Below are 15,066 nucleotides of genomic sequence, written 5' to 3'. Positions count from 1 at the left end.
GTGCCCAAGAGATCCGGCGCGAGCCTGGTGGCGATCGCCGCCGCGGCCCTCGCGATGCTGGTCGCGCCGCACGCCGGCGCGGACGAGGCCGGCGGTGGCGGTGACTACGTCCAGCTGAAGAACGACGCGGAGGTGCTGGACACGCGGGACGGCACGGGCGCGGCGGCCGGTCAGCGCGGTGCGGAGACCACCACGGTGGTGCCCGTGCTCGGGGTCGGCGGCATCCCGACGACCGGCGTCGGCTCGGTGCTGGCGCGCGCGTCGATCCTCGACCCGAGCGCCGACACGTGGCTGGTGCTGACGCCGGACGGCGAGAAGCGGTCCGACACGACCGCGGTCGCCGCCCAGGCCGGCGAGGACCTGTCCGCGTTCGTCGCGGTCGAGGTCGGCGCGAACGGCAAGCTCGCCGTCTACCAGGCGGCCGGCAAGGCGCACGTCGTGGTCGAGGTGCACGGCTACTTCAAGTCCTCGCAGGGCGCCACGGGCGGCGGGTACGTGCCGGTCGAGCACACCCGCGCCGTCGACACCCGCACCGGCCTCGGCACCGCCGCCGGCGTCGTGCCGGCGGGCGGCAGCCGCACCGTCACCCTCACCGGCGGCCCGATCCCGGCCGGCGCGACCGCCGCGTACGTCAACCTGGCCACGCCGAGCGCGACCGAGGGCGGCTGGCTGTCCTACGCGCCCGCCGGCGGCACCGCCCGGCCGGTGATGAACTACGCGAAGGGCACCACGCAGCAGGCGGCGGTCGTGCAGCTGCCCGCGGACGGCCAGGTGACCTTCACCAACCGCGGCGGCGCGCCCGTCAACCTCATGGTGAACCTGGAGGGCTACTTCACCGCGTCGGCGACCACCGGCAGCGGGTTCCGCGAGGTGGGCAAGCGGCTGCTCAACACCAGGGCGGCGGGCGCGGGCCTGCCGGTGGCGCCCAACGCCACCGTCGACGTGCAGGTCGGCGGCACCCACGGCCTGCCGACGCGCGGCATCGCGGCGGCCCTGGTGTCGATCACCACGACGTCGGAGGAGCCCGGCTACGTCAAGGCGTGGCCGGTCGGCGAGCCCGAGCCGGGCCTGACGGTGGGCGACCACGGCGCGGGCCGGCGGACCAACTCGGTGTCGGTGGCGCCCGGCACGGACGGCAGGATCCGCATCCGCAACGGCAGCTCCGGCACGTCCCACGTGATCGTGGACCTCCAGGGCTGGTTCGCGCGGCCGCTGCCGACCGTGCCGGTGGTGCGGGACAGCGCGACCACCGCGTTCCAGGCCGCCCCGGTGGCGGGCGCGCGGGTGGGCACGCTGGAGTACGCCTACACCGACAACGCGGGCCGGGTCGTCTTCGGCCACCAGCAGGACGTGGACAACTTCGGGTCGATCCAGTGGACGGTGATCTCGGGCAGCGAGGCGTTCACCGGCAAGCCCGCCGTCGTCCAGCTGGCGGACGGCCGGATCCAGGTGACCGCGCAGAACCGCGACGGTGACGTGTGGGCGATCGCGCAGACGGCGGCGGGCGCGCTGACGTGGGGCCCGTGGACCGACCTCGGCGGTTCGCCGGCCGCCGCGCCGACCGCCGCGAAGCTCGCGGACGGCACGCCGGCGCAGTTCGCGGTCGACGCCGACGGCAGGCTCTGGGTGTACCAGCAGAAGGGCTCGGTGCCGTTCTGGCGGAACCTGGGCGACCAGGACCTGGTCGGCCAGGTGGCGGTCGTGGCGGTCCGCGACGGCCTGCGCGTGGTCGGCCTCGACGGGGCGGGCGCGGTGAGGACCGTGCTGTTCCACGACGACGGCTCGCTGTCCGCGTGGGCGAACCTGGGCGGCGCGGGCTCGTCGGGCACGCCGTCGGTCGTGGTGCGGCCGGGCTACCAGCCGCAGGTGTTCGTGCGCGGCGCCTCGGGTTCCGTGCTGACCAAGCTCCAGGACGCCGGCGGCGCGTGGCCGGGCGAGTGGGACGAGGTCGGCGGCGGCGTCGTGGCGGCCGGCGCGCCGTCGGCGGTGCTGGACCCGGCGCTGGGCCGCGTCGCGGTGGTCGTCCGGGGCGCGGACGGCGAGGTCCACCGGGTGTGGGAGACGGCGGTCGGGACCAACACCTGGGGCGAGTGGGCCTGGCTGATCGAGGGCATCTCGGACCCGGCGGCGACCGACCCCACGGCGGTGCCCGTCACCAACGCCAACGGCGAGTCGTGGCTGGTGACCTTCCGCAGCCCGAACGGGACGCCGAGGTTCGTGGAGCGCCGGCTCTGAGGGCGGCGGGGCGGGCCGGTGGACTTCCCGCCGGTCCGCCCCGGCACCTCCGGGAGGGGGTGAAAAATCCCTTCCCACACTTCGACCATAGCGGGAACGGCGGGCGAAAACATCGCACCGCGGACCGATTTTCCCGGGCGTGCCAACGATTACCTTGGCCACCATGCCGGAGCTGAGAGCGCTTGACGTCGGCCCGTCCAAGATCGAGATCGCGTACGAGGACCTCGGCGACCCCGCCGCGCCGCCGGTCCTGCTGATCATGGGCGGCGGCGCGCAGCTGATCGACTGGCCGGACGGCTTCTGCCGGGAACTGGTGGACCGGGGCCTGCGGGTGATCCGGTTCGACAACCGCGACGCCGGCCGGTCGACGCACCTCCCCGACGAGCCCGTGCCGGACTTCGCCGCGATCCGCGCCGGCGACACCTCCTCCGCGCCCTACACGCTGTCGGACATGGCGGCCGACGCCGTCGGGCTGCTCGACGTGCTCGGGATCGCCGGCGCGCACGTCGTGGGCGCGTCGATGGGCGGCATGATCGCCCAGGTGGTCGCGATCGAGCACCCGCACCGGGTCCGCTCGCTCACCTCGATGATGTCCACCACCGGCGAGCCCGGCGTGGGCGAACCCGACTTCTCCGTGTTCGCCGACCTGGGCGCGCCGCCGCGGGAGCGGGAGGCGTTCGTCGAGTGGCAGGTGCGCGCCAAGCGGGCCGTGGCGTCGCGGGGCTTCGGGTTCGACGCGGACGCGGCGGCCGAGCAGGCCGCGCGGACCCACGACCGCGGCTACGACGTGCTGGGCCTGCAACGGCAGGGCACCGCGGTGGTGGCGACGGGCGACCGCACGCCGGGGCTGCGGTCGCTGCGCGTGCCCGCGCTGGTGGTGCACGGCACCGCCGACCCCGTGTGCGACATCGGCGGCGGGCGCGCCACCGCGGCGGCCGTGCCCGGCGCGGAGCTGGTCGTCCTGGAGGGCATGGGCCACCACCTGCCGCGAGAGCTGTGGCCCGTGATCGCCGAGCACATCTCCGGCCTCGTCCGGCGCGCCGAACAGGCCGCGCCGGCCGAGGCCTGACCGGGTGTCGGCGCGGGTCCCCGCGCCGACACCCGCCGGGCTCAACCCCGGGCGAAGGGCGTCCGCGACACGACCTCGAACGGCAGGTGCGTGATCGTCGCGCCGCCGCGCCGCACGCGGAACTCGTCCAGCGCGCCCTTGAACTGCTCGACGCCGTTGGGGCGCATGCCCAGCTGGATGCCGTCCACCGCGAACGCGTCGCCGTGGGTGAGCGTGCCCCGCACCTCCGCCGAACCCCGGACCGTGCCGTCCACCAGCAGCTCCAGGGTGTCCCCGGCGCGCCTCAGCTCGACGTGGTGCCACCGGCCGTCGCCGAACGCGTCGGCGTCGGGCGCGGCGACCGCCGCCGCGCCCGCGTCGGTCTGCACCCAGGCGTACAGGCGGTCCCTGCCCGGCTGGGCGCGCAGCCACAGCGCACGCTCGGTCGACCCGACGCCGTAGGCCCACACCAGCACCTGGTCGGCGCCGCCCGCCGCGTACCGCACGCGGAAGTCGATCGAGAAGTCGCCGGGCAGCGGCTGGTAGGGGACCAGCACCGAGTCGTCGACGCCGTCGAACGCCAACGCGCGCCCGACCGCGCCCGCCGTGGTCGCCGCGCCGCCCCGCACCGCCGAGTGGTGGCAGTGCGCGGAGGTGTCGGCGGTGGCGGGGCCGAGCGGGGTGCGGACCACGTCGTGCGCCTGGGTGTTCTGGGACTCGAAGCCCCACCGCAGCACCTGCTCGCCGGCGATGGTCAGCCGCACGTCGTCCAGCTCGCCGGTGAGCACGTCGGACCCGTCGGGCTTCGAGCCGACGCGCACGCCGAGGTCGCCGGACACCGAGCCGGTCAGGCCCGTGGCCACGGCGGGCGCGCCGCCGTCGACGGCCAGCTCGACCCGGTCGCCCACGCGCCGCAGCACCAGCTCGTGCCACGCGCCGTCGCCGAACGCGCGGGCCGACGACGGGTCGTCGAGCGCGACCGCGACGTGGCCCGCGTCGGTCTCCACCCACCCGTGCAGCCGGTCCTGGCCGGGTTGGGCCCGCACCCACGCGGACGGCCCGCCGGAGGTCATCCCGTTCGCCCACAGCAGGGCGTGGTTCGCGGTGCCGGCCTGGTAGCGGAACCACAGGGAGAACGCGAAGTCCCGCGTCCCGGCGTCGATCGCGGGCGTGTGCGGCACCTCGACGCCGGGGTACGAGTCGTTCACGGCGAGCGCGTCGCTGCCGATCCGGCCGGCGACCGCGTCCCGGAGCCCGCCGAGCAGGGAGCCGTCCGAGCAGTGCCCGCTGAGGTCGTCGGTGATGGGCGAGCGGGTCCGGGTCGGGGCCGCCGCGCCGTCCACGGTCGCGAACGGCAGGTCCAGCACGGTGACGCCCGCCTTGCGCAGCACCACGTCCTCGATCGTGCCGGAGAACGGGTCGGCCCCGTCGAGCCGCGCGCCCAGCCTGATGCCGGTGCGGCCGCCGGTGACCGGCCCCGCGACGCCCGTGGCGGTGGCGGAGGCGCCGTCGACGGCGAGGGTCAGCCGGTCGCCGGCGCGGGTGAGGGTGAGCCGGTGCCGGGCGCCGTCGGCGTAGGCGCCGTCCAGGGCCACGTTGGCGGCGCCGCGCGCGCCCCGCGCCCACGCCACCACCTGGCCCTGCTGGAGCCGCACCCACACCTGCGGCGCGGTCGAACCCTGGCCGTAAGCCCAGAACAGGGCCTGGTTGGCGGTCGAACCGGAGTGCCGGAACGACAGCTCGACGCCGAAGTCCTCCTCGCCCACGTCCAGCGACCGCGACCACGGCACGTCGGCCTGCCCGGTGAGCCCCGCGCCGACCGAACCGCGCACGTGGGCGTCGTTGGCGTGGGGCGTGGTGTCGGGCGAGGTCGGACCTGCGGCGGGGGTGGCCTCGGCGCTCGGACCCGGGCTCGTGCCGCCCGGGACCTGCCCCTGCCGGGTGGTGAACCGGTTGAACCGGATCTCGTCGGCGGAGAAGTCCCGACCGCCCTCGTAGAGCAGGCCGATCTCGCCGGTGGCCAGCTCCGCGAGGTCCGAGTAGCCGGCGCGGCCGGTGTTGACCAGCGCGCCGGGCGCCCAGGTGGCGCCGTCGTCGGTGGAGTACCGCAGGCGCATCAGCTCGCGGTCCTCCGGGTCCGAGGGTCCGGAGAACAGCAGGACCCCGCTGCCCAGCGCCAGCACCGCGCCCTGCACGTTCGGCGTGACCAGGCTCGGCACGGCGGTGAAGGCGGTCGCGGTCGTGCCGCCGTCGGTGCTGACGGCCCCGGCGCGGTGGTGGCCGGTGGCGATCTCGTTGCGCGCGGCCAGGTACAGGTCGCCGTTGGGCAGCTCGGCCACGGAGACCTCGCCGGGCCGCACCCGGTCCGCGACGAACGAGTCCGGCGCTTCGCTCGCGTGCCAGGTCTCGCCGTGGTCCGGGCTGTAGAGCACCCCGGCCCGCACGACGTCGCCCACGGCCTGGTGCGCGCCGACCACCAGCCGGCCGTCGCGCAGCTGGACGCCGTGCGAGGGGCCGGTGGCGAACCAACCGCGCGTGGTGCCGTCGAACGACGCCGGGACCTGCCGGGCCTGCGACCAGCTCAGGCCGTCGTCGTCGCTGTGCTGCACCCAGGGCAGCCGCGCGCCGCCCGGCACCGCCTCGTTCGACGTGGACAGCAGGAACACCCGCCCGGTGGTCCGGTCGACGACGGGCGCGGGGTTGCCCCTGGTGAACGGCTTCTCCGGGTCGCCGGGCACCCCGCTCAGCACGACCCGCGCCGGTCCCCACGTGCGGCCGTCGTTGGTGGAGCGCCGCACCACGACGTCGATGTCGCCGCGGTCCGCGCAGGAGGGCGGCTCGCGCGCCTCGGCGAACGCCAGCAGCGAGTCGTCGGCCGTCCGCACGAGCGCCGGGATGCGGTAGCACCCGTAGCCGCCGGTGCCGCCCTTGAACAGCACGTGCTCGACCCCGATGGACGAGGGCGAGGCGCCCACGCCACTGGCCGAAGCGGGCACCGGTATCGCGATCAAGGCCAGGACCAGCGCAGATGTCAGGAGTCTGCTCACCGAGTCAGGCTAGGGACCGCCGCTACCGAACCACTTCCGGACCGCTTCGCCGGCCGGGGCCGGTCCCTGTCCGGCGCCCGTCGGTCCCCGCCGGCCCTGTCCGCTCCCCGCCGCTCCGGTCCTCGAACGCGGCGCCCCGATCGGCCACGAGCCGATCGGGGCGCCACCCCCGGTTCCCCGCCCCCCGGCACCCGGTCGCGCGGCGGACCGCCGCCGGGTCGTCGTCACCTGTCCGCTGTCATGGGGGCAGCGTGTCCGGCCGATCGGGTGCGGACCTAGGATGATCCTTGAACAGGCTGCTCAGGGGGGCTGCGCGTGGAGTTCGGGCTGCTCGGCGACGTCCGGGCGGAGGTGGGTGGTGTCGACCTCGACATCGGTCACACCCGGCAGCGCGGGGTCCTCGCCGCGCTGCTGCTCGACGAGGGCCGGCCGGTGCCGGTGGACCGGCTGGTCGACCGCCTGTGGGGCGAGCGGCCGCCGTTGCGGGCCCGCGAGACCGTCTACGGGTACGTGTCGAAGCTGCGCGCCGCCGGCATCCCCATCCGGCGCGGCGCCGGCGGGTACGCGCTCGACGCCGACCGGGTGGACCTGCGCGAGTTCCGCGACCTGGTGGCCGGTGCGCGCGGCGCGCCCGACGCGGAGGCCGCCGAGCGGTACGGCCGGGCGCTGGCCCGGTGGCGCGGCGACCCGCTCGACGGCCTCGACTCGCCGTGGTTCGCCGAGGTCAGGGCCTCGCTCCTGGCCGAGCGCACGGCCGCCGAGCTGGACCGCAACGACGTGGCCCTCCGGCTCGGCGGGCACACCGCCCTGCTGCCCTCCCTCCACGCCGCCGCCGCGGCCCACCCGCTGGACGAGCGGGTCGCCGGGCAGCTCATGCTGGCCCTGCACCGCGCCGGGCGGTCGTCGGAGGCGCTGCGGCACTACGACGAGCTGCGCCACCGGCTCGCCGACGAGCTGGGCGCCGACCCGGACCCGCGCCTGAGGGACCTGCACCTGCGCATCCTCGACGGCGACGGCGACAGCACCGGTGTCGGCGTCGGCGTCGGGACCGCCGGCGCGCGCCGGGCCGTGCCCCGCCAGCTCCCCGCGCCCCAGCCGTGGTTCACCGGCCGCGAGAAGGAGATCGCCGACCTCACCGAACCGTCCGGCACGGTCGTCATCACGGCCATCGGCGGCGTGGGCGGCATCGGCAAGACCGCGTTGGCGCTGCACTGGGCCCACCGGCACGCCGACGACTTCCCGGACGGCCAGCTCTACGCCAACCTGCGCGGTTTCGACCCGGGCGCCGAGCCGATGGCGCCGCAGACCGCCCTGCGCGGCTTCCTCGGCGCGCTCGGCGTCGACGACCCGCCCGCCGACCTCGACGCCCAGGCCGCCCTGTACCGCAGCCTGCTGTCCGACCGGCGGGTGCTGGTCGTGCTGGACAACGCCCGCGACACCGCCCAGGTCACGCCGCTGCTGCCCGGCGCGGGCCGCTGCACCGTGCTGATCACCAGCCGCCAGCAGCTGCTGGGCGTGGTCACCGCCCACGGCGCGCGCTCGGTGGCGCTGGACGTGCTCGACGAGCGCGACGCCCACGTGTTCCTCACCTCCCGCCTCGGCGCGGAACGCGTCCACGCGGAGGCCGAGGCGGTCGGGCAGCTCATCCGGCTGTGCGGCGGCCTGCCGCTGGCGTTGAGCATCGTCGCCGCCCGCGCGGTCACCCAGCCGGACCTGCCGCTCGCGGGCCTGGTCGAGGAGCTGGCCGAGCACCGCCTCGACGCGCTGGACGACCTCAGCTCCGACCTGCGCACGGTGTTCGCCTGCTCGTCAAGGGTCCTGTCGCCGGGCGCGGTCGAGCTGTTCGGGCTGCTGGGGCTGGTGTCCGCGCCGGACGTGGGCCTGCGGGCCGCGGTCGAGCTGACCGGCCGCGCCGACACCCGCAGGCTGCTCCGCGAGCTGGAGACCGCCCACCTGGTGCAGCAGCACCGCGCGGGCCGGTACCGGATGCACGACCTGGTGCGCCTCTACGCCGCCGAGGTCGCCCCGACCGACGCCGACGCCGCCCTCGACCGGTTCACCGGCTACTGCGCCGCCACCGCCCACGCGGGCGACCGCCTGCTCGAACCGCACCGGCCGCGGATCCCCGCACCGGCGGGCGAGGCCGCGCGGCTCGACGACGTGACCGCCGCCCTGGAGTGGTTCGACGCCGAGTACGAGTCGGTGCTGCACGCGCAGCGCCTGGCCGCCGCCCGGGGCCGCCACGACGTGGCCTGGCACTTCGCGTGGGTCCTGACGAACTACCACCTGCGCCGGGGCCGCGCGGCCGAGGACATCGAGGTGTGGCGGATCGCCCTGGCCGCGGCCGACGCGCTCGACGACAGGGTCAAGCGGGTCAACGCGCACAGGTTCCTCGGCCTGGCGCTCACCGACGTCGGCCGCTTCGACGACGGCGACCTCCACCTGAGGCGGATGCTGGAGCTGGTCGAGGACGGCTACGACCGGGCCGCCGCGCACCGGGCGATGGCGTGGGCGATGGAACGGCGGGGCGACGTGGCCGGCGCCCTGGAGCACGCCCTGGCGCAGCTGGCCCTGTTCCGCGAGCTGGACCTCCCGATCCGCGTCGCCGAGTCCCTCAACGACGTCGGCTACCGGCTGGCCAAGCTCGGCGACCACGAGCGGGCCGAGCGGCACTGCCTGGAGGCGCTGGCCCTCAACCGGGAGCTGGGGCACGTCGAGGGGTTGGCGGCGACCTCGGACAGCCTCGGCTACATCGCCCACCAGCAGGGCCGCGACGCCGACGCGGTGGAGCGTTACCGACACGCCCTGGAGCTGTACCGGCAGCTGGACAACTCCTACGAGGAGGCCAGCGTGCTGCGCCACTTCGGCGACGTGCTGGCCGCCGTGGGGCGTGCCGAGGAGGCCCGGGAGGCGTGGCAGCGGGCCCTGACCCTGTTCCGGGCCCAGGGGCGGGTCGAGGACGCGGCCGAGGCGCTGGCCCTGCTCGGCTGAGCGCGACCCCGCTCGGCCGGACGTGGCTCCTGCCCGGCCGAGCTCGGCCTTGCCCGGCTGGACGTGGTCACCGCCCGGCTGCGGCGGCCTTGCCCGGCCGCGGCATTCCCGCTCGGCTGGGCGGCGCGCCCGTGGCATGATCGATTCGTGACCGAGCACCTGACAGCGCAGCAGCTCGCCCGCCGCACCTCCGCCGCGGTCGACGCGGCCGTCGGCGCGGGACGCGACCTCGGCCTCACCGTGACCGACGCCGCGGTGCTGCACGACCTGTTCTCCGTCGTCGTCCACCTCGCCCCCGCACCGGTCGTGGTCCGGGTGCCCACCGTCCTGCCGCGCGCCACGGACCTCGACGTGCTGGCGCGCCGCCAGCGGTCGGAGCTGGACGTGACGCGGTGGCTGGCCGACCGGGGCACGCCCGTGATCCCGCCCAGCCCCCTCGTGCCGCGGGAACCCGTCCAGCGCGACGGCTTCTCGATGACGTTCTGGCAGTTCGTCGAGGAGGACAAGACCAGGCAACCGGACTACGCGGTCAACTCCGAGTCCGCGGCCGACCTGCACGCCGCCCTGCGCGACTACCCGGGCCCGCTGTCGTTCCTGTCCGCGGCCGAACCGGCGTTCGTGGAAGAGGGCTTGGACCTGCTGGGGAAGTCCCCGGACCTCCTGGCCGCCGCCGACCTGGACCGGGCGCGCCGCGAGTGGCAGGTCCTGGAACCCCTGGTGCGCTCGCGGACGGCGTTCGAGGAGGCGTTCCCGGGCGTGGACCTCCAACCCGTCCACGGCGACTGCCCGCCCGCGAACGTCTTCTCCGGTGTGGACGGTGACCTGTACTCGGACTTCGAGCTGGTCACGCTGGGCCCGGTGGAGTGGGACCTGGCCGCGCTGGGCCCCGACCTCGAAGCCGCCTACGACCGCGGCGCCGCGCGCAACGGCCTGAGGTCGTTGGACGGGGGCGTCCTGCGCTTCGTGAACGCCGTGGGGATGCTGAGGGTCATCGCCTGCCTGACGCTCGTGCCGCGGCTGCCCGCGCTGGAGGAGTACCTGAAGCCCGGTGTGGAGCAGTGGCGGACGATGCCGTTCGCGGGCGGCCTGACCGGCTGACGGCCGCTCCTGCCGCACGACCTGACCGGCCGAGCTGACGGCCGGGCTGGTCGGCCGCCCGGGTCGGTGCGTTCCCGTGGCGTTCCCGCGTGCCCCGCTGTCGGCACTGCCCGCGCTGCCCGCGCCCGTCACCGACCAGTCACGTGACGGATGCCCGGCCCCCCACGCCCTCCCTAGCGTCGTCACCACACCGAGGGAGGACGCATGATCAAGCTCGCCATCATCGTCGGCAGCACCCGCAAGGGCCGGTTCGCGCCGGTCGTCGCGAACTGGTTCGCCGACCGCGCCGGGCAGCGCGACGACGTCAGCGTCGACGTGCTCGACCTGGCCGACCTGGGCCTGCCGGACACCCTGCACGCCTTCGGCGAGGACCCGGCGCCCGAGGTCGCGGTGGTCTCGCCGCGCCTGGCCGCCGCCGACGCGTTCGTCGTCGTGACCCCCGAGTACAACCACAGCTTCCCGGCCCCGCTCAAGAGCGCCATCGACTGGCACTACACCGAGTGGCAGGCCAAGCCGGTCGGGTTCGTCTCCTACGGCGGCCTCGGCGGCGGCCTGCGCGCGGTCGAGCAGCTGCGGCAGGTCTTCGCCGAGCTGCACGCGGTCACCGTGCGGGACACGGTCAGCTTCCACGGCGCGTGGTCGCGCTTCGACGACGACGGCGGCCCGCTCGACCGCGACGAGGTCGACAAGGCCGCCACGACGGTGCTCGACCAGCTGGTCTGGTGGGGCACGGCGCTCAAGGAGGCCCGCGCCGAGCGGCCTTACGGGGCCTGACGTGCGGGCGGTGCGGCTGCGCGCGTTCGGTGACGCCGACCTGCTCCGGGTCGAGGAGGTCGAGGACCCGGAGCCGGGTCCCGGCCGGGCGCGGATCGCGGTGCGGGCCGCCGGGGTGCACCTGGTGGACACCCTGATCCGGCGCGGCGGGTGGGCGCGGCCCGCCCTGCCGTTCACGCCGGGCAGCGAGGTCGCGGGCGTGGTCGACGCCGTGGGGCCCGGCGTGGCCGACGACTGGCTGGGGCGGCGGGTGGTGACGCAGCTCGGCCTCGCCAGCGGGGGGTACGCCGAGCTGGCCGTGCGGGAGGTCGACGCGCTGCACGCCGTGCCGGAGGACGTGGGTTTCGCGGCGGCGGTGGCCATGGTCCGCACCGGCGGCACGGCGCTGGGGGTGCTGGACGCGGCCGAGCCGGGACCCGACGACGTGGTGCTGGTGACCGCCGCCGCCGGCGGGGTCGGCACGCTCCTCGTGCAGGGGGCGGCGCGGGCCGGGGCGCACGTGGTGGGGCTGACGGGGTGCGCGGAGAAGCGGCGGGCGGTGCTGCGCGCGGGCGCGGCGGCGGCCGTGGACTACCGGCGGGAGGGGTGGCGGTCCGAAGTGGTCGACGGGTTGGCGGGACGGGAGGTGACCGCGTTGCTGGACGGCGTCGGGGGCGCGGGGGGTCGCGGCGCGCTGGACCTGCTGGGACCGGGCGGCCGGCTGGTGATGTTCGGCTCGTCGTCGGGCGAGCCGCTCGACGTGTCCACTTCGGACCTGTTCGCGCGGTCGCTGTCGGCGGTGACGGCGGTCGGCCCGCACGTGGCGAAGAGGGCCGGCGGGCTGCGGGCGCTGGAGGCCCGCGCGCTGGCGGAGGTGGCCGCGCGGCGGTGGTCGCCGGTGGTGCGGGAGTTCCCGTTGGCGGAGGCGGCGCGGGCGCACGCCGAGCTGGAGGGCAGGCGGACGATCGGCAAGGTCGTCCTGCTGCCGGGCGATCGTTAGGGTCGGGGACGTGCTGCACGGGAGGTCGGCGGAACTGACCGCGCTCGACCGGCTGCTCGCCGACGCGCGGGCCGGGCGCAGCGGGGTGCTGGTGGTGCGGGGCGAGGCGGGGATCGGCAAGTCGGCGCTGCTCGACCACCTGGCGCGGCGAGCGCTGGAACCGGGGTCAACCGATCCCGCCGGTGGGCAGGGCTCTTCGGGCGACGAGCGGCACCTGCCCGCCTCCGACGGCGAGCGGCACCTGCCCGCCTCCGCCGGAGAGCCGGAATTGTCGTACCCCGCCGGTAAAATGAAATCAGGGGTTCCCTTGGCGGGGACCTCTGCGCAGCACGGCTTCCGCGTGCTGCGCGGCACGGCGGTCGAGTCCGAGTCCGTGGTCCCCTTCGCCGGCCTCAACCTCCTCCTGACCCCGGTCGTGGACCGGGTGCCCGCCCTGCCGCCCACCCAGGCCGCCGCCCTGCGCGCCGCCCTCGGCCTGGTCCCGCCGAGCGGCAACGGCAACGCCAACGCCAACAGCAGCGGTGACGGCGCCCTCGTCGGGCTCGTGGGGCTCGCCGTCCTGACGCTGCTCGCCGACCTGGCCGAGCAGGGGCCCGTCCTGTGCCTGGTCGACGACGCGCACTGGCTGGACGAGGGTTCCGCCCGCGCCCTGGTCTTCGCCGCCCGCCGCCTCCAGGCCGAGGGCGTCGCGGTCGTCTTCGCGGCCCGCGACCTGCACGCGCCGCCGTTCCCCGCGCCCGGCCTGCCGGAGTTGCGGCTCACCGGCCTGGACCCCGCCTCCGCCGCCGCCCTGCTCGACGAGCACGCCGCCGACCTGCCCCGCTACGTCCGGGAGCAGATCGCGGTCGAGGCGCGCGGCAACCCGCTCGCCCTGCTGGAGCTGCCCGCCGCCCAGCGGGAGGGGCACCTGCCCGCCGCGACCGCCCACCGGGTCGCCGCCCTGCCCACGCACAGCCGCATCCAGCAGACCTTCGCCGACCGCATCGGCGCGCTGCCCGAGCGCACCCGCACCCTGCTGCTGGTCGCCGCCGCCGACGACACCGGCGACCCGGGCACCGTCCTCGGGGCGGCCGCGCTGCTCGGCGCCTCGGTCACCGACCTGGAGCCGGCCGAGCAGCGGCAGCTGCTGCGCTCGGACGACGGCAGGCTCGCGTTCCGGCACCCGCTGATCCGCGCCGCCGCCTACCGGAGCGCGTCCCTGGTCGACAGGCTGGCCGTGCACCGCGCGCTCGCCGAGGCCCTGGAGGACGACCACCGCGCCGCCTGGCACCTGGCCGCCGCCGCCACCGGGCCCGACGAGGACGTGGCCGCGGCGCTGGTCCGCACCGCCGAGCACGCGCGCGCCCGGGGTGGGCGCGCCTCCGTGGCGTCCGCCTACCAGCGGGCCGCGGAGCTGAGCCCGGACCCGCTGCACCGCGGTCGCCGGCTGGTCGCGGCGGCGGGGGCGGCCGGTGAGGCGGGTCAGTTCGACCGCGCCGCGGTGCTCGCCGAACGGGCGTGGGACGTGCTGGGCGACCCCGTCGAGGTGGCGCGGGCCGCGCGCATCCAGGCCAGGGTGGCCGGCGAGCGGGGTCGGTCGGCGGAGGCGGCGGCGACGCTCGCCCGCGCCGCGACGTGCGCCGCGCGCACCTCGCCGGAGCTGGCGGGCGAGCTGCTGTTCAGCGCCGCGCAGCACGCGTGGGCGGGTCGTGACTTCGCGGTGCTGCGGCAGGTCGCCGAGCAGGTGGGGGACCTGCCGGGCGCGGCGGACACGCGGGCCGTCGAACGCGCCGCGCTGGGTCTGGACGGCGGGGACGTGCCCGGTGGCATGACGGCGCTGCGCGGGCTGCTCGACTCGTCTTACGTCGCGGGGACGGGCAACCCGGTGCGCGCCTGGTGGCACCTGGTCCTGGGCGACGACCGGGCCGCGTTGGCCGAGGCGGCGGAGCTGGAGCGCGGGTCGCGCGCGAGGGGGGCGCTGGGCGTGCTGCCGCGCGCGTTGGCCTACCTGGCGCGCGGCCGGCTGCACCTGGGCCGGTGGCGGGAGGCGCGGGCGACCGCCGAGGAGGGGCTGCGGATCGCCGACGACATCGGCCAGGGGTTCAGCGTCGTGTTCCTGGTCGGCGTGCTGGCCGAGCTGGCCGCGGTCGAGGGCGACGAGGAGCGGCTCGCCGGGCTGGTGGCGCGGCAGTCCGCCGAGCCGCCCGGTTCGGTGCGCGCGGCGTGCGCGCTGGCCCTGCTGGACCTGGGGCTGGGCCGGCACGAGGCGGTGCTGGAGCGCCTGGCCGACGTGGCCGCGGGCGCGCACCGGCTCTACGCGGTCACCAGCCTGCCGGACCTGGTGGAGGCGGCCGTGCGGGTGGGCGACCGGGCCGCGGCGGAGGCGCCGGCCGCCTGGTTCGCGGAGTGGGCGGAGCACACCGGTCAGCCGTGGGCGGAGGCCGTGGCGCTGCGGTGCCGCGCCCTGCTGACCGGCGACGAGCGGCAGTTCGCCCGCGCCGGTGAGCTGCACCGCGCCACCGACGACCGCCCGTTCGAGCGGGCGCGCACCGGGTTGCTGCACGGCGAGTGGCTGCGCCGGGCCCGCCGCCGGTCGGACGCGCGCACCCACCTGCGCGCCGCCCTGGAGGTGTTCGAGCGCCTGGGCGCCGTCCCGTGGGCCAACCGCGCCCGCGCCGAGCTGCGCGCCACGGGGGAGAGCCGGGCGGCGGCCGGCCCGAACCCGCTGAGCGCGCTCACCCCGCAGGAGCTCCAGGTGGTGCGCCTGGCCGCGGAGGGCCTGAGCAACCGGGACATCGGCGCGCAGCTCTTCCTCAGCCCGCGGACCGTCGGCTACCACCTCTACAAGGCGTACCCGAAGCTCGGCGTGGCCTCCCGGGGCGAGCTGGCCAGGCTCGACCTCGCGGGCTGACCGA

8 protein-coding genes are annotated in these 15,066 nt (G+C 76.6%); 7 read left to right on the top strand and 1 reads right to left on the bottom strand.

The features are described 5' to 3' along the window. Both ABD223_RS15435 and ABD223_RS15430 read left to right on the top strand, forming a co-directional pair. Complete coding sequence (locus ABD223_RS15435) at positions 1-2,235, top strand: DUF8189 domain-containing protein (RefSeq protein WP_344036881.1); 2,235 nt, start codon at positions 1-3, stop codon at positions 2,233-2,235. A 163-nt stretch (positions 2,236-2,398) separates the two neighbouring features. Beyond that, complete coding sequence (locus ABD223_RS15430; RefSeq protein WP_344036880.1) at positions 2,399-3,304, top strand: alpha/beta fold hydrolase; 906 nt, start codon at positions 2,399-2,401, stop codon at positions 3,302-3,304. Positions 3,305-3,345: 41 nt separating this feature from the next. Here the strand turns inward: ABD223_RS15430 and ABD223_RS15425 are convergent, their stop codons facing one another. Continuing rightward, a complete protein-coding gene (locus ABD223_RS15425) occupies positions 3,346-6,330 on the bottom strand; it encodes an exo-alpha-sialidase (RefSeq protein WP_344036879.1) in 2,985 nt (994 codons plus the stop codon). 315 nt (positions 6,331-6,645) lie between these two features. Here ABD223_RS15425 and ABD223_RS15420 point away from each other — a divergent pair, with 315 nt between their 5' ends. From ABD223_RS15420 to ABD223_RS15400, 5 genes are all read left to right on the top strand, one after another. Next, on the top strand, positions 6,646-9,321 hold the full coding sequence (locus ABD223_RS15420) for an AfsR/SARP family transcriptional regulator (protein ID WP_344036878.1): 2,676 nt from the start codon (positions 6,646-6,648) through the stop codon (positions 9,319-9,321). Between the two features lie 147 nt (positions 9,322-9,468). Then, on the top strand, positions 9,469-10,419 hold the full coding sequence (locus ABD223_RS15415; protein WP_344036876.1) for a phosphotransferase: 951 nt from the start codon (positions 9,469-9,471) through the stop codon (positions 10,417-10,419). A 204-nt stretch (positions 10,420-10,623) separates the two neighbouring features. After that, positions 10,624-11,193 (top strand): NADPH-dependent FMN reductase, encoded by a 570-nt coding sequence (locus ABD223_RS15410; RefSeq protein ID WP_344036875.1) that lies wholly within the window; start codon positions 10,624-10,626, stop codon positions 11,191-11,193. Between the two features lies 1 nt (position 11,194). Then, positions 11,195-12,172 carry a zinc-binding dehydrogenase gene (locus ABD223_RS15405; protein ID WP_344036874.1) on the top strand — a complete coding sequence of 326 codons (978 nt, stop codon included), beginning with the start codon at positions 11,195-11,197 and terminating at the stop codon, positions 12,170-12,172. Between the two features lie 10 nt (positions 12,173-12,182). Beyond that, complete coding sequence (locus ABD223_RS15400; RefSeq protein WP_344036873.1) at positions 12,183-15,062, top strand: helix-turn-helix transcriptional regulator; 2,880 nt, start codon at positions 12,183-12,185, stop codon at positions 15,060-15,062. Positions 15,063-15,066 lie beyond the last annotated feature (4 nt).

The organism is Saccharothrix xinjiangensis (genome assembly GCF_039527585.1).
GTDB lineage: Bacteria > Actinomycetota > Actinomycetes > Mycobacteriales > Pseudonocardiaceae > Actinosynnema > Actinosynnema xinjiangensis.
This window is presented reverse-complemented; position numbering and strand designations above follow the sequence as displayed.